The sequence below is a fragment of the Priestia sp. HNGD-A6 genome, assembly GCF_045784335.1.
GTDB classification, from domain to species: Bacteria; Bacillota; Bacilli; order Bacillales; family Bacillaceae_H; genus Priestia; species Priestia zanthoxyli.
Window position 1 is genome coordinate 1,107,326 of record NZ_CP138621.1, and the last position, 21,526, is coordinate 1,128,851.

At 34.7% G+C, this 21,526-nt stretch carries 24 protein-coding genes and 1 pseudogene; 9 read left to right on the forward strand and 16 right to left on the reverse strand.

What is annotated here, in order from left to right:
- Positions 1–325: 325 nt before the first annotated feature.
- Entirely contained in the window at positions 326–823 is a 498-nt protein-coding gene (locus SCI76_RS05685; protein WP_047751249.1) for a DinB family protein, read from the forward strand.
- Positions 824–907: 84 nt separating this feature from the next.
- Here SCI76_RS05685 and SCI76_RS05690 read toward each other — a convergent pair.
- Both SCI76_RS05690 and SCI76_RS05695 read right to left on the reverse strand, forming a co-directional pair.
- Positions 908–1,129, reverse strand: a pseudogene (locus tag SCI76_RS05690) (cysteine hydrolase); the annotation flags it as partial.
- Positions 1,130–1,330, reverse strand: coding sequence for a DUF1272 domain-containing protein (locus tag SCI76_RS05695; protein ID WP_028413848.1), 201 nt, complete (start codon positions 1,328–1,330; stop codon positions 1,130–1,132).
- Between the two features lie 144 nt (positions 1,331–1,474).
- Here SCI76_RS05695 and SCI76_RS05700 point away from each other — a divergent pair, with 144 nt between their 5' ends.
- Positions 1,475–1,897, forward strand: a complete 423-nt coding sequence (locus SCI76_RS05700; protein WP_048018651.1) for an Lrp/AsnC family transcriptional regulator — start codon at positions 1,475–1,477, stop codon at positions 1,895–1,897.
- Between the two features lie 152 nt (positions 1,898–2,049).
- Positions 2,050–2,262, forward strand: a complete 213-nt coding sequence (locus SCI76_RS05705) for a hypothetical protein (RefSeq protein ID WP_048018650.1) — start codon at positions 2,050–2,052, stop codon at positions 2,260–2,262.
- 284 nt (positions 2,263–2,546) lie between these two features.
- On the opposite strand, the gene SCI76_RS05710 is transcribed toward SCI76_RS05705, so the two are convergent.
- From SCI76_RS05710 to SCI76_RS05735, 6 genes are all read right to left on the reverse strand, one after another.
- The gene (locus SCI76_RS05710) at positions 2,547–3,320 is read right to left on the reverse strand and encodes a PAS domain S-box protein (protein ID WP_048018649.1); all 774 of its coding nucleotides are present in this window, start codon (positions 3,318–3,320) and stop codon (positions 2,547–2,549) included.
- A 649-nt stretch (positions 3,321–3,969) separates the two neighbouring features.
- Positions 3,970–4,296, reverse strand: coding sequence for a general stress protein (locus tag SCI76_RS05715; protein ID WP_063246985.1), 327 nt, complete (start codon positions 4,294–4,296; stop codon positions 3,970–3,972).
- Between the two features lie 259 nt (positions 4,297–4,555).
- Positions 4,556–4,846, reverse strand: a complete 291-nt coding sequence (locus tag SCI76_RS05720; protein WP_328179998.1) for a spore coat protein — start codon at positions 4,844–4,846, stop codon at positions 4,556–4,558.
- Between the two features lie 17 nt (positions 4,847–4,863).
- Positions 4,864–5,061, reverse strand: a complete 198-nt coding sequence (locus tag SCI76_RS05725) for a hypothetical protein (protein WP_016766364.1) — start codon at positions 5,059–5,061, stop codon at positions 4,864–4,866.
- A gap of 491 nt (positions 5,062–5,552) precedes the next feature.
- Positions 5,553–6,326: a TerC family protein gene (locus SCI76_RS05730; RefSeq protein ID WP_048018645.1), complete on the reverse strand. Its 774-nt coding sequence runs from the start codon at positions 6,324–6,326 to the stop codon at positions 5,553–5,555.
- Between the two features lie 383 nt (positions 6,327–6,709).
- Entirely contained in the window at positions 6,710–7,330 is a 621-nt protein-coding gene (locus tag SCI76_RS05735) for a TetR/AcrR family transcriptional regulator (protein ID WP_048018644.1), read from the reverse strand.
- A 136-nt stretch (positions 7,331–7,466) separates the two neighbouring features.
- Here SCI76_RS05735 and SCI76_RS05740 point away from each other — a divergent pair, with 136 nt between their 5' ends.
- Positions 7,467–9,689, forward strand: a complete 2,223-nt coding sequence (locus SCI76_RS05740) for an MMPL family transporter (protein ID WP_048018643.1) — start codon at positions 7,467–7,469, stop codon at positions 9,687–9,689.
- Between the two features lie 106 nt (positions 9,690–9,795).
- Here the strand turns inward: SCI76_RS05740 and SCI76_RS05745 are convergent, their stop codons facing one another.
- The 3 genes from SCI76_RS05745 to SCI76_RS05755 all read right to left on the reverse strand — a co-directional run bounded on the left by SCI76_RS05745 (position 9,796) and on the right by SCI76_RS05755 (position 10,486).
- Positions 9,796–10,032 carry a hypothetical protein gene (locus SCI76_RS05745; RefSeq protein WP_048018642.1) on the reverse strand — a complete coding sequence of 79 codons (237 nt, stop codon included), beginning with the start codon at positions 10,030–10,032 and terminating at the stop codon, positions 9,796–9,798.
- 68 nt (positions 10,033–10,100) lie between these two features.
- On the reverse strand, positions 10,101–10,295 hold the full coding sequence (locus SCI76_RS05750; RefSeq protein ID WP_028413858.1) for a hypothetical protein: 195 nt from the start codon (positions 10,293–10,295) through the stop codon (positions 10,101–10,103).
- 53 nt (positions 10,296–10,348) lie between these two features.
- Positions 10,349–10,486 (reverse strand): hypothetical protein, encoded by a 138-nt coding sequence (locus SCI76_RS05755; protein ID WP_165635762.1) that lies wholly within the window; start codon positions 10,484–10,486, stop codon positions 10,349–10,351.
- A gap of 489 nt (positions 10,487–10,975) precedes the next feature.
- Here SCI76_RS05755 and SCI76_RS05760 point away from each other — a divergent pair, with 489 nt between their 5' ends.
- Complete coding sequence (locus SCI76_RS05760) at positions 10,976–11,197, forward strand: hypothetical protein (RefSeq protein WP_028413859.1); 222 nt, start codon at positions 10,976–10,978, stop codon at positions 11,195–11,197.
- A 79-nt stretch (positions 11,198–11,276) separates the two neighbouring features.
- Here the strand turns inward: SCI76_RS05760 and SCI76_RS05765 are convergent, their stop codons facing one another.
- Entirely contained in the window at positions 11,277–12,773 is a 1,497-nt protein-coding gene (locus SCI76_RS05765; RefSeq protein WP_048018641.1) for a class I adenylate-forming enzyme family protein, read from the reverse strand.
- A 442-nt stretch (positions 12,774–13,215) separates the two neighbouring features.
- Between SCI76_RS05765 and cax the strand changes: the two genes are divergently transcribed.
- Both cax and SCI76_RS05775 read left to right on the forward strand, forming a co-directional pair.
- Entirely contained in the window at positions 13,216–14,259 is a 1,044-nt protein-coding gene (cax, locus tag SCI76_RS05770) for a calcium/proton exchanger (protein ID WP_048018640.1), read from the forward strand.
- A gap of 366 nt (positions 14,260–14,625) precedes the next feature.
- Positions 14,626–16,140 carry an arylsulfotransferase family protein gene (locus SCI76_RS05775; protein ID WP_328179996.1) on the forward strand — a complete coding sequence of 505 codons (1,515 nt, stop codon included), beginning with the start codon at positions 14,626–14,628 and terminating at the stop codon, positions 16,138–16,140.
- A gap of 110 nt (positions 16,141–16,250) precedes the next feature.
- On the opposite strand, the gene SCI76_RS05780 is transcribed toward SCI76_RS05775, so the two are convergent.
- The 4 genes from SCI76_RS05780 to SCI76_RS05795 form a co-directional block, all read right to left on the reverse strand.
- A complete protein-coding gene (locus SCI76_RS05780; protein ID WP_328179995.1) occupies positions 16,251–16,649 on the reverse strand; it encodes a hypothetical protein in 399 nt (132 codons plus the stop codon).
- Between the two features lie 295 nt (positions 16,650–16,944).
- Positions 16,945–17,127 carry a hypothetical protein gene (locus SCI76_RS05785; RefSeq protein WP_048018637.1) on the reverse strand — a complete coding sequence of 61 codons (183 nt, stop codon included), beginning with the start codon at positions 17,125–17,127 and terminating at the stop codon, positions 16,945–16,947.
- 164 nt (positions 17,128–17,291) lie between these two features.
- The gene (locus tag SCI76_RS05790; protein ID WP_328179994.1) at positions 17,292–17,780 is read right to left on the reverse strand and encodes a DUF6518 family protein; all 489 of its coding nucleotides are present in this window, start codon (positions 17,778–17,780) and stop codon (positions 17,292–17,294) included.
- Positions 17,781–17,943: 163 nt separating this feature from the next.
- A complete protein-coding gene (locus tag SCI76_RS05795; protein WP_328179993.1) occupies positions 17,944–18,531 on the reverse strand; it encodes an NDxxF motif lipoprotein in 588 nt (195 codons plus the stop codon).
- A 192-nt stretch (positions 18,532–18,723) separates the two neighbouring features.
- Here SCI76_RS05795 and SCI76_RS05800 point away from each other — a divergent pair, with 192 nt between their 5' ends.
- The gene (locus SCI76_RS05800; protein ID WP_221833653.1) at positions 18,724–19,617 is read left to right on the forward strand and encodes an AraC family transcriptional regulator; all 894 of its coding nucleotides are present in this window, start codon (positions 18,724–18,726) and stop codon (positions 19,615–19,617) included.
- Between the two features lie 396 nt (positions 19,618–20,013).
- Positions 20,014–21,516, forward strand: a complete 1,503-nt coding sequence (locus SCI76_RS05805) for a spore germination protein (RefSeq protein WP_221833654.1) — start codon at positions 20,014–20,016, stop codon at positions 21,514–21,516.
- Positions 21,517–21,526 lie beyond the last annotated feature (10 nt).

Below are 21,526 nucleotides of genomic sequence, written 5' to 3' on the forward strand. Positions count from 1 at the left end.
TTCGTTCTCTATTTCATATCAAGGAAATCTCTATATAGTTGAAATAACCGTTGAGGATTAAATGAATTGTAAAAAGCGTAGCGAACGATACGCTTTTTACAAAAGAGAAAAAGTTCTGTACTTAATCGAAGATTCGCTGCGTTTTTTACATTAAACCATATTTCTTCATATAAAGGTGACTTACAAACAAAAAATTGTGATGGATACTATTTATTTTAGTGGCTTTGTTATAGTAAATTGTTAATCACAGAAGTACATATATTAAACTAATTTGTGTTAGACTGTTACAAGATTAATACTTCGAAAAAGAAAGGCCGGAAAAAACATGACACAAACAAATACAGCATTTCGTGATGCACTTATCAAATCACTGCGAGGTGAAAGAGGTCATCTTCCAACAATTAATGCAATAACCGACATTAATATGGAACTTGCTTCACATAAACAAAAGGAATTACCTTACTCTATTTATCAATTAGTGAAGCATATGAGCTATTGGCAAGACTTTTTACTTGCTCTTGCTAAAGGAGAAAACCCTGAGAGACCGAAAAGTGTAAGTGAAAGCTGGCCTGAACATCCTGCTCCGGTTGATGAGGAAGAATGGGAAAAGACGATCCAGCATTTTTGTGATGGAATTGACGAAGCTTGTCACTTAGCTGAGACATTATCAATCGAAGAACCTCTGGATGCTTGGCCAAGTGAAACCCCAGGGGGATTACTGCGTAATATTGCTTCTCACAACAGCTATCATCTAGGTGAAATTGTCATTATGAGAAGATTAAACGGAGCATGGCCACCGCCAACGGGAGGCTTTCCTGCTTAGATTGAGACATAATGCAGAAATAAAGCTCTAAAAAGCGTCCATTAAACACTTTTAGAGCTTTATTTTAGTTGTGTACTATTACCTTTATGAATAAAGTGTGGGACAAAACAAGTCTTCCTCTGCATTTCTGACAATTGAAAAGTGTGCAACGTTGTAATGACCATGTAAAGTTTCACTATAATGCTTTATGATTTGTTTAGCACTTAAACCATTACTGTCCGTTGTTGAATGTCCATCACCCACTAATGTCACATCCACCCCATTGATTGTAGCTGTTCTGACTGCACTATCTATACAGTGTTGTGTCTAAATCAATGAGCAACTTAGCGGATTTTCTTGCCCCCTTGGTCTCTTGACCAGCTCCCCTTCACAGTTAGGACAAATATACATCGCACTTTCACTACATTTATCACAGAATGTACATTCATGTGTACAGATATAAGCAACAGAGCTATTATGGAGTTTCTTATTGCACTTTTCGCATGTATTTCTCATTTCTAAAGCCATTAAATCCCTCGTTTTGATATAATTAAATTTTATTGTATAAATTTCTATTTTCACATATCTATTTTATTGTATTACTAATTAATAGCTTTAATATTGACGGAAAATTCATTATTTTAATTTATAATTTAAAGCGGGGTATGTTTTATGGATGAAATTGATAAAAATATATTACTACATCTACAAGAGAATGCTCGTTTGTCCGTTACACAGTTGGGAAAGCTGGTTGGTTTATCCACCCCTGCTGTTAATGAAAGAGTAAAAAAACTTGAAGAGAAAAACATAATAGATGGATATAGAGCAATAATTAACCCTGAAAATTTCAACAAACCTGTAACTGCTTTTATTTTATACAGCAATACAAAATGCAAGCAATTCGTAGAATATTGTAAAGAACACCCTGAGGTTATCGAATGTCATCGTTTGGCGGGTCAATACAACTATCTAGTAAAAATTTTAACTAATTCCGTTCAATCTCTTGAAACATTTATTGATGAATCTATGGCTTTTGGAGAGCCGTCTACATTGATTAAACTTTCCTCACCGGTTGTTTATAAAGCAATAAAATAGATTGATAATCTACCTCTGCAGCTACCATATTGTCTGTTCTCAGCAGGTATTTTTCTATGCGGGCATATGTTACAATAGAGAAAGAACATAAAATTTAAATTATATGGTCTCTTTGTACCCTGGGTTTCCTTATAATGGAAAGAGGTACTTTTATGAATATACTTGAAATAAAAAAAACGCTTTATACTCTTATTCAATATGAGGATAGCGCTATTACTCATACAATTCCTGAAGTACTGGAATTGTCGTATTGTAAAACATCTAAGATTTTTCAAATCACTACATTTACGGATCAAAAAACCTTAAATTACAACGATTATGATATAGATAACGCTTCTGAAGCTTTATATAAGATCTTAAACTGAAGAAAGCAATTTAATGATTCTTCTATCTTTTATTTAACAAACGTATGACCGCACAATATGTGTTATTTTAGACAAAAGAAACTCCTGGTATATGTCCGGGAGTTTCTTTTGTTTTTCTAATAAATCTAATTAAAAAAACCACTCGGACATAGTTAAAACAGCACGAAACCGTAAAGACGATGCCACTATTTCTTTAATTAGAAACTTCCTCTGAAAGGTTTAGCACCACCTAAAGATTCATATCATATGTATCTTTAAAAACGTAAAAGTTGCTTTAGGTATTTTCATTTTAACGGTTGTTTACTAAAAGTAATTCCTAAAAAATGAAGCGCATTTTTTACAGTGGCCATTGTCGGGGTAGAAGCTAAATTAATACCTAGCTGTACAGCAGAGCGAGATAATTCTGGTCTTAATCCTGTTAAGATACATTGCACTCCAAGTAGTGACATAACGCTATTAATTTTAAAAAGATGCTCCGTTACAATTGAATCCAGTGTATAAATACCTGAAAAATCTATAATTAAACAATGTATATTTTGTGTCTGCACTTTTACTGGAACCGCCATTAAAAGTTGGTGTGCTCTTTCCTCATCTATAGATCCTACCAAGGGAAGTACAGCGATTCCCTCTAAAAGAGGAACAAGGGTTGTAGACAGTTCATTTATTTGCTTTATTATTTCTTTTTGTCTTATTTCACTCTCTTTTTTTACCGTAATATCTCTCACATAGGTTTGGATTACTTTTTTATCTCCTAGCAGCAAGGGATGACAATATAATTCAACATTAACAGTTGTTCCATCCATTCTAAATATGGTTTCCTCAATGAGCTCTGCTGGGCGCTCATAGGCAGATTGGATTCTTTTCCTTATTGCTGCTTTAGATGTTTCTTGAAATATATCTAAAGGGCTTGCACCTATGATATCTTCCCTTTTTCCTCTAAAAAAATGTTCAGCCGCGTGGTTAACATATATAATCTGATGATTTGAATGAATAATAAGTGGATCTAGCGCATATTCAATGACTTCCTGATAATCGATACCCGAAATGTTTTCATTCATAATTTTCACTCCTTAACATAAAGGTTAGACTACTATTTCATATTTATCAAGGGTTCAATTGCTTGTTTAAGATCTAAAAAAACATACTAAAAATAAAAATGGCCCCTGGAAATGAATTCAAGGGCCTTCTCTGCATTTATTTAAATCATACTTTCTCACAAGTTAAATCATAATGTAAGGCTGTATCAGGAACTTTAGGATTAGGATAATTTATTTTCACTTTATACTGCAATTCTTTTTGATGACGAAATAGATGAATTCTTCTTTTAGATTATTTACAGAGCTTTGTCTTTTCCTCTTTTCCCTTTTACTCTATTCTCATTTGAATGAATCGTTTGATCTCTATTTCTTTTTTTTCTACTAAGAAAATAGATAATAAAACCTAATAAAACTAATAAAGTAATTAGAAGGATACTTGTAGGAAAATATAGCGTCCCTATGTGGATACCAAGAAATTGAATCATTACCCTTTCACCTCCATATGAGAGTAGTAAACGACTCTAGTAAAATACTTTCAGTTCAGTATCTTTCCGATTCATAAAACATTTGTACAGAAGAACAATATTATATATAAAGCAGCATGCTAGTAAGATTTACTAATACTTCTCGATCACTGAGTTTCTTCGAACGTTATTGCAAGGAAAAACCATTACATACCTTTTTTTGCAATAATGATTATACGTTCTTGTTTCATTTCACCGACACATTGTTTAGCTTCCTCTTGGGTTAAACCTAACGAGGCCATTTTAGAATGAAGTTCATCTTCACGAGAAAATAACTTGTTAACTGCAGATTCAAAAACTCCTTGTTCAGAAGCTCGATATTCTTTTGTATTTGTTGTATTTGTTAAATATTCCGAGCGCTCTTTATTATAGGTTAATAAATAAATTTCACTTTTACTAAACCCGTTGGCAAAGAACTCTTCAATAAACTTATTTGCCTGACCACTATTTTCTGCTACTTTAATTTCCTTCACTATTTTCTCCTCCTCTATCCCCATAGAATATGTCGTTCTACTAATAGGTGTATCCTACATCATCCAATTAAAACCAATTTATTCGGATATGGGATAAAAGACTATAAAATATTATCTAAATATTGTATAAAATGAGTTGAATTATCTATTTATAAGAGAATAAAATATCGACTTCTTTTCCTTTGTAGAAATATCGAAAGAGTACTTTTTATGTAACCTTGAAAAAATTCCCCCTCTATTGTCAGAGGGGGAATTTTAGTTAACCTTTCGTTAAACCTAAAGCTTTATCTGCCTTTTCTAAATCGTGATTTACTTGTTCTTCTATATCATAGGCATGATACATTTTATTATCAATCATATATTGAGCAATCTTTTCATGAAGCTCGATGGTTTCATCTAATTGCTTTTTTAATACCTTTCGAACTTCGGGTGTCGCTGTTTCCGTAAGCGCTACAGCATATGTTCGTACACCACTCTTAGCTGATAATAATAAATCAGTCGCAATAGCAAGATCATCTAACGTTTTAGTAAGAGTACTTTTAGTGGCCATTTTTCTACCCCTCCTATTTATTGAGCTTTCTTTAAGATTTTTTTCAATTCTTTAATCGCTTCAGTAGATGTTTGAACATCTTCTTCAAGAATCTTTTTTAATTCCTCATCCTCTACCAATTCCAACATCGCTGTTCCTTTTGTTACACATGATGTTTTAAGCGTTAAGATTTCGTGAACTTCTAACGTTTCGTGCATAGCTAGTCCCTTTGCCATGTTTGCATCCTCCTTTTCATTTTTTTGACTTGTGAATTATATTCCCAAATCATTTCCATTTAAACAAGTATTCGTTATTTTTTAAAACTTCAGAAATGAAAATAGAGATATTATAATTAGCACAAACGAATTTACTCCTCTAAACCATTCTCTCTACTAGAAAAAAGAAGACCAAATCGTTAATGATTTGGTCTTCTTTAAGGAACAAAAATAACAAACAAGATAACTAGGTTCGTCTATACAATAGCTTCAATTAAAAAGTACGTTACACCTGCTTGAATTAACGTACTTGATAGTTAGGCATGAATCAACAAACCTCACTCTTTCTATAGAATCTAAACATGCTTTTAAATATTAAAAATGAGGCTCCGCTTGGATGAAAAAAGTAAGGATGGTTGATAATTTAGGATGCGTATTGTTTATAGAATAATAAAAAATGATAATCTCTAATAGAAGTCTAATTTAGGGTTACGTATGGCAATTGATTATTTTTAAACCGATGGCTTTTCTGATGACTTATTGCCCGGTGCAAACCAACCCAATAGAGCGATACCAACTAATACTCCATAGAAAATCAGGGTCCAAGTGGTGCTATGAGGGAAATGAGAATCTAAGACCCCGATATCTTTATGCGCAAAAGTAATAACCGCAAGTTTCACACCGACCCAGGCAACAATTGCATATGCTGTAGTTTCTAAGGCAGGTCGCTTTTCAAGGAGTTTTACAAACCAGGTTGCTGCAAACTTGATTAAGATAAGACCTGCAATCCCTCCAAGAACTACAACTGCAAACTGTCCTCCATCCATCCCGCCGATTTCTCCAAATTGTGAATCCGGAAGTCCAAGAGCTATGGCTACCGCCGCTAAAATAGAATCAATGGCAAAAGCAAGGTCAGCTAACGCAATTTTCCCTACTGTCGGCCAGAACCCCTTTCCAGCAGACTCCTTTTCATCATCATTATGAATATTCTCATTATGCTTCCCAAACCGTGCCTGAATAATATGCTTCAAACCCAAATAAAGAAGATAAACTGCTCCTACCGCTTGTATCCACCAGACGTTGGCAATAAATGAAATAGCAAAAAGAGCTGCAAATCGAAAAATGAATGCCATAAGAATTCCGTAATTAATCGCTCTTTTTTTCTGATCCTCGGGTAAATGTTTGGCTATAACTGCCAGTACAAGAGCGTTGTCAGCTGATAATAATCCTTCTAATCCAATTAGAATCAATAATGCCCATACGTATTCGAACCAAATAGATTCCATCCGCTTCTCCCCTTTCCAAAATGTAAGCTGCTATGCTAAAGGTTTTGTTTACAATAGAATAACCATATATGCTAAAGGCAACCCTAAAAGATAGGATTTTCATTATTTTAACACTAACCTTCCATCAAATACTGCTTTAAATACAAATAAAAACCAAATTATTAAATTTTTACGTTTTTTATCATATAACTTCGCTTTTTTACATGATTAATGAAAACTTCGGGCCAACATCTCTATAAGTTGGATGGTTAATAGGTAATGGCTATTATTTCAGGCTTTTTTTTACAAAGTGCTTGCGACCAATGAAAAGAACGGCTAAAAAATATTGATGAATATTTTTTAGCCGTTCTTTATTTCTTCTTTGCACCATGCAATAAAACAGTTCAATTAGGACTAATCCCTACCCAAAAAAGATCTACTAGAGCCTGAGCCGTTTTTTCAGGGCCTCCTAATTCAGTTATTAATTCTTTTTTATTCCGAATCATTGTGACCATAGAAAATGTATGCGCAAGCAAGCGAGGGCTTGTTACGACAATTTCACCGCTGTTTGCAGCTTGTTTGAATACGTTCTCCAATGCCTGATGTATGGCTTTCTCTGCTTCACGAATTTCATGAATATGATCTTCTGTAAGCGAAGAAGTAGCTTCCTGCAATAATGTTTCAAAATCAATATGCGGTCTCTTTAAGTGATCCAATGTTACCTCGTATAATCTATGTTTCAGCCCTTTGGAATTTTGTAATAATTTCTCTGTCTGTTTTGTAATACGTTGGAACATGCTTGATACCGAAACGGTAAATAAAGTGGCCTTATTTTTAAAGTAGTAGTAAACACTAGCCTTAGTCACATCGCTAGCCTCAGCTACTTGCTCCATTGATACTCTTTCATATCCATATGCCATAAATAAATGGGCAGCAGTCTTTAAAATTTGCTCTCTTGTTATATTATTTTCAGTTGTTATTCTAGGTCTGCCAGGCTTTTTTTTTGGTGTCTTATCAGTATTCATAAGAGGGCCTCCTTCTAGTTCAAGAAATTGCCACATTTAAACTAGTTGATTAATTAACCTTCTGGTATATATAATTATTGAAGGTTCTATATATATTGTAATAGAAACAAACAGATTTGGAAATGAGGGAGAATTAATGAAAGAATCACCTTTAGCAACATTCAGCCGATTTATGACTGGGAAAGTGAGTCGATGGGTTGTTATTACCGTATGGATTTTGGCCACTGCAGTTCTAACAATTGCTTGGCCTGCCGTTAATAAAACGGAAGTGAACAATGCACCCAACTTAAGTGAGAATTCACCTTCCGTAGAAGCTGAAAATCTCATAAAGAAAGAATTCCCTAACTCATCAGGGGTTCCTGCCTTACTTACATGGCACAAAGAATCAGGTTTGAACAACGATGATCTAAAGTCTATTCAGCAAATGGCGGCGGATTTAGAAAAGAAACCATTAGAAGAACAAACGTCTACACCGCCTTTGCATAAATTACCGTTAGCAGCTTTACAAAAAATGATATCAAAAGATGGTACCACGCTTGTACAGCCTATTTTCTTTAAAGAAAACGCTGAGACGGATGTACTAGAAAAAAATCTAGATACGATTAAAAAACAAGTAAAAGAAAACGTTTCATACGATTCTTTTGCGACGGATATAGATGAAAAAGATAAATTAAGCACACGCGTTACCGGTCCTGTAGGAATTCAAGTAGATGCAACGAGCTTATTTGAAGGAGCAGACGTTTCGTTACTAATTGCAACAGTTTTATTAGTCTTAATTTTACTTCTTGTCATTTATCGTTCCCCAATTTTAGCGATTATTCCTTTAATTGGTGTAGGTTTTGCCTATGGGGTTCTGAGTCCCATTCTCGGTATTTTAGCAGATAAAGGATGGATTACGGTCGATTCACAGTCCATATCCATTATGACGGTCTTGTTATTTGGAGCCGGAACAGACTATTGTTTATTTTTAATTTCTCATTATCGCGATGAGCTTCGCAAAGTAAAAGATAAGAGACAAGCACTTATCAACGCCTTTAAAGGTGCTTCAGGTGCTATAGCGATGAGTGGCTTTACGGTTGTCATCTCTCTTTTAGCTTTAATCGTAGCAAAATACGGTGCTTACCACCGTTTTGCAATCCCGTTTAGTTTATCTATTCTTATTATGGGATTAGCGAGCTTAACTCTTATTCCTGCCCTGCTTGCAGTTATGGGAAGAGGTTCTTTTTATCCTTTTGTTCCTCGCACTCCTGAAATGGAAGAAGAATTGGCGAAAAAGAAAGGAAAACCGGTGCGTGACCGAAAAGAGAAAAACCGTTTCGGGAATTGGATTGGTAATGTGGTTACGACTAAACCATGGACAATCATTGTAGCTTGTCTAGTCTTTTTTGGAGCTTTATCCATATACTCTAGTCAAATCAAGTACACGTATGATTTATTGTCTTCTTTCCCTGAAGATATGCCTTCTCGTGAAGGATTTACCATTATCTCTGACGCTTACTCTCCTGGTGAACTAGCACCAGCACAAGTAGTAATTGATACAGAAGGAAAATCGGTAGATCTAGAAAAAGAGTTAAAGAAAAACGATCTGATTAGTACCGTTTCTGCACCTCAAAGCGGTAAAAGTAATAAGGATTTAAAGGTATATGACGTCACGTTTAATGTAAATCCATATAGTATAACAGCTATGGAGGCTATTCCAGACTTGAAAGATGCAGCCGAAAAGGCACTGTCACAGTCCGGAGTTTCCTCAGTAAAATCCAAAGTATGGATTGGCGGTCAAACAGCGACGCAATATGACACGATGACTGTTAGTGATAAAGACAACAGTATTATTGTTCCGTTAATAATTATTTTTATATCGCTGCTGCTAGTGGCTTACTTGCGTTCTATTGTAGCTATGCTTTATTTAGTGGGAACTGTTATCCTCTCTTACAGTGCAGCTTTAGGCTTAGGCTGGCTCATCATCCACAATATCATGGGAGCAGATGCTATCCAAGGAGCGATTCCTTTATACGCATTTGTATTCTTAGTGGCGCTTGGTGAGGATTATAATATTTTTATGATCTCAAGCATCTGGCAGAAAAAGAAATACATGCCGTTAAAACAAGCGATTAAAGAAGGCGTAAGTGAAACAAGCGGTGTTATCACATCAGCTGGAATTATTTTAGCTGCTACATTCGCGGTTCTAGCAACACTGCCTATTCAAGTTCTGGTTCAGTTTGGAATTATCACGGCTTTAGGTGTTCTGTTAGATACATTTATTGTGCGACCATTCCTTGTACCTGCGATCACTACGGTTTTAGGAAGATTTGCTTTCTGGCCAGGTAAAGCTGAAGTGGTATCAGAAAAAGAGAATTAAGTAGTAAAACAAAGGTGTTTTATAATTGATTTACTATATGGCTTCTATGAATGTAAAACCAAGAAAAAAGCAAAGAGAATATTAATATTCTCTTTGCTTTTTTAATTTACTTCCATCTGTGCTCTTCTTTATCTGTTAGCTTTACGATAAACGGAAATAAACCAATAAGAGATATAGCAACAATCCCACTTAAATAACCTAGCCCCATTAAAGGACCAGCACCTTTAAAAAAGATAAATTGTCTGGTATGGCATTTAGGACACTTCTTTCCTTTCTTAGAAAACCCAAGTAACCATACATTTTTAGCGTTCCATTTGTAATTGCAATGATTGCAACAAGCCATATATACTCTACCTTTCTTGTCTTATGCTTTTATTTGTTTTTATGTAATTTTTGAGCGGAATTATAATGTTAGTTCATATTAGTCTGATGATGATTAAAAGCCATATTTATAATTTCTCCAAGCAACAGTCCTACAGCTGCTACTGGTATAAACACTTTAAACATACTACTAATAGAAACATCTAAGCCTAAAATCAGTAAAAGAAAATAACCAAATAAGAATCCTGTACAGATAAATGAATATTTTTTTATCAATTTTCTCAAAAAAACACCTCTTTTGCTTGAATACTCCATTCACATCTTTATGTATAAAAGGATCATTCATTCTTAACAAAACGTTTATTTCTTTTTTTAACTTGAACGACTTTATAAATAAACAAACCTAAAGAAACCAATAAAATTAACCAAAAGATTTGAAAAGCTACGTCCGCCCAATTAACACTTGATATATCCATATTATCGCCTCCTATATCTTTTACGAACAAATTTCATAAAAGTTCCATATTTGTATTATTTATTGTGTTTTCTAAGTGATATTCTCACTTTCACTTTAGAACCTCCTATAATCAGTCTTAACTTTAAATGTATTAAAAAAGGGGAATACACTTTGTAAAAAGGTGTGATTTTATTAACTTTTTAAGTATTACCACAACGGCTGTTGTTCTTTCTTTTTTTGGTGTGATATTCAGAATCATTTACGGCCAAATAATTGGGGAAAAAGATTTTCAATTAGAAAGTCTCATTGGTCTCTTCGTTGGATTTTTTGTGAGTATTTTTTTCATTTATTGCGTAAAAAGAAAAAACATAATTAATTCACTAATTAGCAAACGAAGCACTCAATGCAAATTTTAATAATCTAGAATGGCTTTCCGCACAACTTTCATAAAAGCAGCTATTTAGGATAAATTATTACTGAAGAAACATATGCTACTGGAGGTCGTAACTTGTTAATAGGTGAGATTGTTCAAAAGCTAAATAATGGTGCTTCTTATGAAGATATTGCTTCTTCCATTAAAATTAGTGAAGATATCTTGAAAGATGATTTAAAGAAATTCGGATTTCACTACGATGATAAAGAAAGAAATCTCGTATTTACAGGATACGAATCTGAATATGAAAATACACTTTGTATTTGTTACTCTGATATCAGGAAACTTTCTACTTAACATTTTTGCGTTAAAATGATTTCGCTTCTATTAAATTATAAAAGCGCGGGCTGCATTCAGCCCGCGCTTTTAACCCTCTTCATTTTAGTTCTCTTTTTAACACTTTACCGAGCTGGTTTTTAGGGAGTTGATCAATAAAATAAACTTCCGGAACTTTGTAACTTGCCAATCGTTCTCTACAATAATTTAGAATATCTTCTTTTGTTAAGGAAGAATGAGGATCCTTTACTACATAAGCTCTAGGTTTTTCTCCATAAACAGGATCTTCTACTCCTACTACAGCAGCTTCTATAACCGTACCTATTTGCTCAATGATTTCTTCGACCTGATCAGGATAGATATTATCGCCGCCATATACAATAACGTCTTTATAGCGTCCCATAATATATAAAAAACCGTCTTGATCTATCTTTCCAGCGTCCCCCATATAGAACCAACCGTTTCGAAGCACTTTTTCAGTTGCCTCTTGATTATGCCAATAGCCTTTGAAGCAGTAGGGGCTTTTTATAATAATTTCTCCAACTTCCCCTGTTTTTACTTCTTGTCCTGAATCAGGATTAATGATTTTTACTTCTACACCGGAAAGAGGCTTACCCGCCGATTCAATTTTTTCATTTCCCATATCCGGTGTCCATCCACTCACTGTCCATGCTTCTGTACTTCCATACCCTTGGATCATTCTAATGCCTAACTTTTCATACTCCTTAATAAGATAAGCAGGAACTTTTGCCCCTCCGGCAATAGCAACCTTTAGTGAAGATTTCTTTGACCCTGCATTTTTCACTACTTCGAGCATTTGCATATACATAGAAGGAAACGCTAGCATCATAGTGATCTTATGAGTTTCAATCGTTTCCCAAATGATTTCCGGTGTAGGATCTGACAACAGAAATAACCCCATTCCGTTGGAAACAGATTTTAAAATATTGTTAATAGAACTCATATGATAAAAAGGATGCGAGGCAAGAAATCGACCATCCTCTTCATAGTCTATTCGTTGACTCGATGGTTGTATATAAGAATACACGTGACCATGCTCAATCATACAGCCCTTTGCATTGCCAGTTGTTCCAGAAGTAAAAAGAAGCATCGCAATGTCATCCTGAGAGACCTGTACATTTGGGTTTAGTATAGAATACGCAGAAAAAATGTCATTATATTCTTCAACTGTCTCCACACTATTTTCTCTTCCTACTTGTAAAGTAATAACGTCATTTAATAGTTCAGAATCAAAAGGAATAACCTCATGAAATTTTTGGTCGTAGAAAATAACTTTAGGTTGTGCACTGTCTAAAATATCGATAATTTCGTACTTCGTCAGCTGCCAGCTAATAGGAACCGCTACGGCTCCAATTCTTAATGCAGCTAGCAGAATGGTAGGAAACGGATGATTATTTTGACATAGAATTGCAATTCGATCTCCTTTTTTAACATTATGGCTTAACAGGTAATGAGCCAGCTGATTGACACGTTCATTATATTCTTTAAATGTATGGAAAGATGTACTCCAAATTAAAGCCTCTTTTTCAGCAGATTGTTTAGCTCTTTGCTCTAATAGTTCTCCAAGTGTATACATGATAGCTCTCTCCTTTAATGATAATGACCAGTTTGAATCATATTTAAATGGTGCTTCATTCTAATTATTTTTAACTCTATAAACTACATTACCCACGATTAACGTTAACGCAAACGTCAATTGCGGACGTTTGGAAAACCCATAACTTTTTACCATGTAAAAGATACATATTAGTTATTCAGAAGAGACTATTCAATATACTTTGCAGCTTATGCTGAGGAATTCATAGCGTTTGATCTTGTAGGATTCTTTTCTTTTTTTAACTTTAGTCTCCTTTTGTAGCAGCTATTACGTATGTTCTCTTTCTATGCATCGAGTTAATTGCTAGTTGCACTCTCCATGTGAATAACAAAAGTCTTAAGAGTTATATTAATAAAAACGCTAAGATAATATAGAGCTTCTCTTCTTGCTATAGGATCTATAAATGACCATGGAGGAAAATATGAATAAAGTCTTTTTTATTTTTATGATTATTGGTGTACCTCTTTCAATTATTGGCAGCATGTTTAATTGGAATTATATTTTCATGTTTTTTATTTATTGCGTGACATTAATTAGTTTGGCTAATTACATCAGACGTTCCACTGAAAGCCTTAGCGTTGTAGTAGGTCCAACAGCAGGCGGATTACTGAACGCTACGTTTGGCAACGCTGCGGAAATTATTATTTCATTTTTTGCATTAAGTAAAGGATTAAATACAATCGTTATTTCCTCCATTACGGGAGCAGTTCTTGTTAATCTTCTTTTTGCCAGTGGAATATCCATGATCGTTGGAGGTATTCGATTTAAAAAGCAAAAATTTAGTGTGTTTAAAACACGACATAATACTTCCCTCTTAATGTTTGCTATTATCGTAACTTTTGTATTGCCATTTATCTTTGCAAAACGCTTGGATGATAAAGATATGCAGGTTCTATCCACTTCTTTTGCTATTGTGATGCTGACCATTTACCTGCTTGCTCTTCTTTTTAAACTTGTCACACATAAAGGGATTTTCACCGGAAACTCAGAAGAAAATGGAGAGGAACCAGAATGGGGAAAAAAGAAAGCAATCGTTGTGCTTGGACTGGCGACAATTGTACTAGCTTATATTAGTGAAAAACTTGTTGGCACCATTGAGCCAGTAGGTGATGCCTTAGGCTGGAGTCACGTTTTTATTGGAATTATTGTTGTGGCCATAGTGGGAAGTGCTGCAGAGTACGTGTCAGCAATTGCCATGGCCTATAATAACAGAATGGACGTAATGGTGGAGATCTCCATTGGTTCAACCGTCCAAACGGCCATGTTTGTTGCTCCTATACTTGTTCTGTTCTCATACTTGTATGATTTCTTGCCTCTTGTGTTTAATACAGCGGAAATGATTGCGATGATTCTTGCCGCTCTCATGACGGTGACCGTTGTGAACGATGGTGATTCCAACTGGTTCGAAGGTGTTTTACTTGTTGGTACCTACATTGCGATAGGCTTTAGTTTTTACCTTTTATAGAATTTTTTCAAGAAAAAGATGAAAATTTCAGCTTACATAAAGACAAAGCTTGATCATCTTTTTAAATCTTGACGAATAATATATACACAAAAATTTGCTTTTCTTTTGCATGGTTTTCAACTTTAAACACAATTAAAGTATTGCTGTATTGATAATATATAATCGTATATGAACAAGAAAAACGAGCTCTTATCTGCTAAGAGCTTGTTTTTTATATTTATTTTATCTACCTTACATATAACTGTTTCAAATAAACAAAAGACACCAGTAAACCTAAAATGCATGTACATATTTTGAAGCGAATGACATATTAATAGCTCAAGAGACAGTGTTTACTAATAAAAGTTAGAGGAGATGAGAGTGAGAATGGATAATTTCAATTCACAATCATCCACTGATCATCCAAACCCGCAAGTATGGAATTTTGTTTCAGCTCCTAATTTACATCCCATGAAGGTTACCATTAATACTAATAAGCCTGGAACAGCTCCCGGCCTATTATTTGTTGCACCTTATACGGTATATGGAGCAGCGATGATTGGACAGACCGGCGCACTAATTATGGATCAGACGGGTAATCCAGTGTGGTTTAGACCGCTTGCTAGTAGGTATATCCAAAATACAGACTTTCGAGTACAAATATACTGCGGGAACCCTGTTCTTACGATGTGGCAAGGGACAATTTCAGGCACTCAAACTTCAAACCCTAACCTTCCAGTAGGTGAACCTGAGCCTGGTGCTTATTTTCAAATTATCAATCAGCATTATGAGGTCATTAAAAAGTTATTTGCTAAAAAAGGGTTTACCTCTGATTTGCACGAGTTTACAATCACCAAACGGAATACGGCTTTATTTACGGCGGTAAAACAAGTACCCGCAGATTTATCTAAGTATGGAGGACCCTCAAACGGGTATTTTAGTAATTACTCTATTCAAGAAGTAGACATTGAGACGGGAGAGCTTCTTTTCTTTTGGGATGTACTTAAACATATTAATCCAGCTGATTCGATGGTACCTGCTTCATCCGCAACAAGCTCTAATAATATATGGGATTGTTACCACGTAAATTCAGTCGAAGAAGGTCCAAACAATACACTTTTAGTGAGCATGCGTAGTATGTGGGCTATTTATAATATTGACAAAGAAACGGGAAAGGTAATTTGGCAACTTGGTGGAAAGCAAAGTGATTTTAGGCTTGGACCGAACGCTAAATTTTCTTGGCAGCATGATGCGCGCTACAGGTCCGAAAACAGGATAAGCTTGTTTGACAATGCCTGCTGTGCTTCTCCTGATTCTCCACCTCAAGGGCAAGCGCGTGGTTTAATTCTTCACTTAGATTATAACCACAAGGTTGCAAATGTAAATCGAACATATTATCATGACCCCGCTTTATATGTTCCAAGTCAAGGAAATGCGCAAAAGCTTTCCAATGGAAATCAACTCATTGGGTGGGGACAAGAACCGTACCTTTCGGAATTTAGGAACGCTGGCAATACGCGGAGAAACCCTTCATTTAACTTGTTATATGATATGCAGTATCCAAATCAGAATCTTTCGTATCGAGCCTTTAAAAATAAGTGGGTAGGTCTCCCACTTTATCCGCCTAGCATAACTGTAGACTTATTGCCCGACGGTGAAGCTACAGTTTACACATCATGGAATGGTTCAACAGAAACAGTCGCTTGGCAGGTACTGGCGGGACCAACACCTTTTAAATTGTCAGTAGTGGTATTTAGTACCCCTCGTACTGGATTTGAAACAGATATTCATGCTGAGGCAGGTGGTCCTTATTTTCAAGTCAAAGCATTAGATTCATGCGGGAACGTCATTGGTACATCACCAACTACTTACGTGAAAATAAGACGAAATAGACGAAAGTGAGCATTAATAATCCTCTATTAGATTTTTAAAAATGTTCGTATAGTGCCCCTACTCTGAAGACCTGGGGGAATACTTGATATAGATAAGTATGGGGTGCTTTTTCTCTCGAATTACTTACCTTTTAAAACAACATCTTCTAATTTGTCATTCCATTTAACAGTTAAAATCAAATGTTTAGATTTCATTATACCTTCACTAGCGTCAACCTTTACTTTCTCTTTAAAATTCCCTTCTTCATTTAACCTTGCGTCTCTCACTGCAATTCCATTTTGATTATTTGAAGTGTCTAAATTAATTCCAAAATCCCCTACGTTTTCTACCTTACCACCTAGATAATTTAAGTTAATTTGAGCTGTTTCTTTACTATTTTCAACGGGATATAACGTAATAGTAGCTGACCAGCTTTGAGTTTCACCTAAAAACTCTAAAGGATACTCAGCTTTACTTTGACATCCAACTAATGAAACAAAAAAGAAAAGACTAAATAAAGCAATACAAAACTTTCTCATCCTCGTCCTCCATGTAAACAGCATAATGTCATTTTTACTAACTTATATTGTATTAAACTATATATTTTTAGTTAACGTAGCGTAGAATATTATCTAGTAAAGAACATATGTAAGATCTTTTTTAAAAACTGTTCGTAGATTTTGAAAGATGCGCTAAATGCGGAACGTTTCTTTTCACTTTCCATTATAATTTTATCCCCTTTTATCCTCAGGCATATTCTATACAAAACAAATTGCTGTTAGTTTAAACAATGAAAGGTCTCCCAGAAATAATTCTGAGAGACTAGTAAAAAAATTAACCTGTAAAAAAGCTTACAACACCTATCAGCACAAAAAATATGAGAATTGCAGATAGAATGAATACAACTGTAAAGATAGGTTTATACTTTGCTCTATTTTCTTGATTACTTATCTTATTATGTAAATCATCTAATTTTCTTTCAATTTCATCCAGACGTTTTTCAGTGTTAATATCCATCACCTCCTACCTTTTATACGAATTACTCCTCTAAAAGTTTCCTGATTACTGTATTTTAAAGAATATATATGTAAAAAACACTTTAAATTGTATGTATAGTTAGTTACCAAAATCTTCTTTTCCCATAGTAAACGTTCATTAAAAAACAAAAATCTTAATCTAAATCAAAAGTGAAAGGGACTTACTTGTTTGATAATAAACGAAATAATAAACGAAACAGCAATTGTTGCCGCTAGCTGTTTTGGAGTTTTGTAAAAGATTACGCATAAAACAACATACATAATGAATTCTTCAATATAGTTTACATGTATATAAAATATTCCAACCGCTAAAGAAAGACTTAACAATAACCCCATAGGCAACGCTGGTAATATCCAAGCTAGACGTAAATTATTTTTAGCGATCCATACAATAGCTGCTAGAAACGGAGACGCTATTGCGATACTTCCCCACAGTAAAAAATAACTAGTTGGAAAAAATCCAAATAAAAAAGCGGAATATATATAATAGCCTGTTAGCATTCCTATAAAGAACATGAATGTATTAAGAGCCGCACTAATTTTGGTTTTACTATACGCAGCTATAAGGGTAGCAATCAGTGCCCAAATCCCTGTCCTCGAACACAAACCTCCAAAATATGGCAGGATGTTCATCCGCCAACTTCCATCAACACCTGCAACAGTATCTAAATATTTGGTTGCTATCCCCAAAGCTGTACCGAAGACTAAATAGATAATAGAAAATGCAAGTTTGTTTGTAGACTTAACTATTCCAATAGTAAACTCCCCCTAACCAAAGACAATCTATTAAAATGTTTTAACTCTTTCGTCCAAAAGCTTTTGTATCAATATTTTTGTCATCGAGGAAACTCTCTATCTTTATCTGCTCTCTTCCATTTACACTTTTATTTTTATTCATAAGTGACTCAATTTCTGTTTCAGAAAAATCTCCTTCACTCATATGCTCAACCATGTCATCGATTGCTTGATCCAGTTCATCTAAAATTTGATTGGAACCCATAATATAGCGGCTAATTCTCTCTGAATCTTTTTTATATCCTTCTGGTAAAGTATTGTGCGAAATATAGGTGGAAAAGTTATGATCATTTGCTTTCACCAGGTCTTTTAACTGTTCAAATTTTTTCGCTTGAGCTTTATTTAATTTTTGATCGGACTCCATAATTTCTTCAAATTGATCACCGGTATTGGATAGATCCTCGTTAGTGTCTAAGTATGTCTTTATACTTTTTTTCATTTCTTTTTCATCAATTAAGGCATTATTTTTCGATGAACTAAATATGGAAGTTGGTAATACAATTTTTCCACTAGCTTCTTTTGTACTTTCCTGGTAAGAACAAGCGCCTAATAAAAAAATAATTATTAAGCTAAAACAAAGTTTTTTCAATTCAAACGCTCCCTTTAACAATGTATTTTTTTCATTAATTTACATAGAAAATTTTAACATCAAAATCCTCTTAGGACTATACATCTAGAGGCGTATATTGGAAAAGTCCCCTCACCTAATTAAATATAGCAAAAAATGTTAAGAACAAAGATTTGTTTGCTGTTATAGTGAACGTAAGGTAGGTGAATGTAAATGAATTATGTAACTTGTATACAGAGAACGCTGGATTACATTGAGGAGAATTTGGAGACACAAATCACTTTAGAAAAGTTAGCAGAAATTGCCTGTTTTTCTCCTTTTCATTATCACCGTGTCTTCCAAGCCATAGTTGGAGAATCAGTGATGGATTATGTGAGGAAACGAAGACTTACGCGCGCAGCAGAACGCTTATTTTTCACAGATGAAAAAGTCATTGATATCGCACTTGATGTTGGTTTCCACTATCAAGAGTCTTTTAACAGAGCGTTCAAAAAATTTTATGATGTTTCACCGAAACAATACCGTAACGCAAGAAGAATATCTGGACCGCTGCGAGGAAAAGCCTACCTAAATACTGCAATTTTGTCAGGAGGAAATAAGATGGAACCAAAACTAGTCACTAAACCTGCTTTTTATGTCATTGGATATGAGCTAAAAACAAAGAACGAGGGTGGCCAGAATAATAAAGACATTCCTGAATTTTGGCAACAGTACATGCAAAATGGATTAGGCTCTAGAATACCCCATCCTATAAACAAAAACGTGGAGCTTGGTATTTGCACTGACTTTAATCCTGAAACGGGTGAGTTTGTTTATGTAATTGGTATGGAAGTTGAGAAAGACACTCCAGCACCTGAAGGAACAGTTTACAAAAGCTTCCCTGAACTAGAATATGCCGTATTTACTACACCAAAATCATATGAAGAATCTTTTACTTCTTCCATTCAGTCCACGTGGAATTATGTTTTTACAGAATGGTTCCCTGAATCGGGTTATGAGCACTACGGATCAATGGAGTTTGAACTGTATGATAAGAGATGCTATGGTTCAGAAAACAAAGAGATCGACATCTACATTCCTGTGAAAAAACAGATCGTTAAGGCATAAAAAAGAAAAGCATTGCAAGTAGAAATTCACTTATAATGCTGAACATATTCCTATACAAAAGCCCAATCTCTAAGCACTTATATTTAAGAGAGGGCTTTTTATTCTTTTGCATTGGGAATTTTGGAATCAGCCAATTTGAATATTCACTTCATTTTTAGTTATCATAATGTACGATATCGACAATAAAAACATCAGATATACAGAGAAATACGATGTGCTTTTCTCTCCAATTACTTAATTCTTAAAACAATATCTTCTGATCTGTCACTGGATATAAAGTAATACTAGCATTTTATTTTATGTATTTTCCTCACGTGCATATTTTTTACATTTTATAGGAATGATAACGTTACTCGTTGTATAACAAATATTCACTCATATAAAAGGTGGTAAAACGTGCGACAAAGATATCTTCTGAAAAGCCCTAATAAAAAAAAGACAACAGCTTGTTCAGCAACTTCCTTATATGATGATGTAAATAAAAATATAGAGAGGCTATTGAACGAATTAGGAAATAGTTCTGATGTGTCGTTTCGAATGGTTGAGTCTCCGCATCAAAACACGTTAAAAGCAGCCGTTATTCACCTTGACGGATTAGCAGATGAAAACATTATAAATGAGAATATCATGACTCCTCTTATTCAGTGGTTTAAAGAAAGTAATCAAGTAGTAACCGTTGAAGAGATAGAAGAACAAATACCTCAGATGTTGACTGTATCTCAATTGACTATAAAAGAGAATTGGCATGAATTTGTGTCAGCAGTTTTAACTGGTGATACGGTCATACTAATGAATGGAAGTTCTAAAATTTTCATTGGCAATACAAAAAAACTTCAGTCCCGAGCAGTAACAGAACCAACCAGTCAAACGGTTGTTAGAGGACCTAAAGATAGTTTCACAGAGAATTTAAGGACGAATACTTCTTTAATACGAGCTAGAATTCAGGATTCTAATTTACGTTTAGACAGCATGAAAATTGGAAGCGTAACTCACACAGATATAGGAATCATGTATATTCAAGGAAATGCAGATGAACGTATTGTAGAAGAAATCAAAGAACGTTTAAAAGGGATTGAGGTAGATGGGATCCTTGAGTCGAACTATATTGAAGAATTTATCCGGGATGATAGGACCACTATTTTTCCACTTCTATTAAATACAGAACGACCTGATGCCGTTGTAGGAAATTTATTAGAGGGACGAATTGCTATTATTGTACAAGGAACACCTTTTGTTTTAATTGCACCCGCTATTTTTTCTCAATTTTTTCAGTCTCCCGAAGATTATTATCAAAATTATTATATTGCTTCCTTTTTAAGGATCTTGAGATTTGGTTCTTTTTTTCTTTCTATGTATGCGTCTGCTATCTATTTAGCATTGATTACGCATCATCAGGGACTTATTCCAAACACATTAATGGTCAGCTTAATGGCTCAAAGAGAACGAGTTCCTTTTCCAGCAATTGTAGAAATAGTAGTGATGGAACTAGCTTTTGAGATGTTGCGAGAGGCAGGAATCCGAATGCCTAGAGCAATCGGACCAGCAGTCTCCATTGTAGGAGCACTGATTTTAGGACAAGCAGCTGTAGAAGCAGGTTTTGTATCAGCGGCTGTTGTGATCATTGTTGCTATTTCTGCCATCAGCAATTTTACACTGCCATCTACTAGCATTGTCAATGCGGCCCGGGGTTTTCGATTTATCTTGATTCTAATTTCAGCATTTATTGGCTTATATGGAATTTTGCTTATGACCTTATGTATATGGCTTCATATAAGTAGTCTAAGATCTTTCGGTGTCCCCTACTTTTCACCTTTTGCCCCCTTTGATTTTAAAGAGCAAAAGGATACTTTAGCTCGATTCTCTTTACCATCTCTTTTAAGAAAACAACAAAATAAATAGAAGCCACATA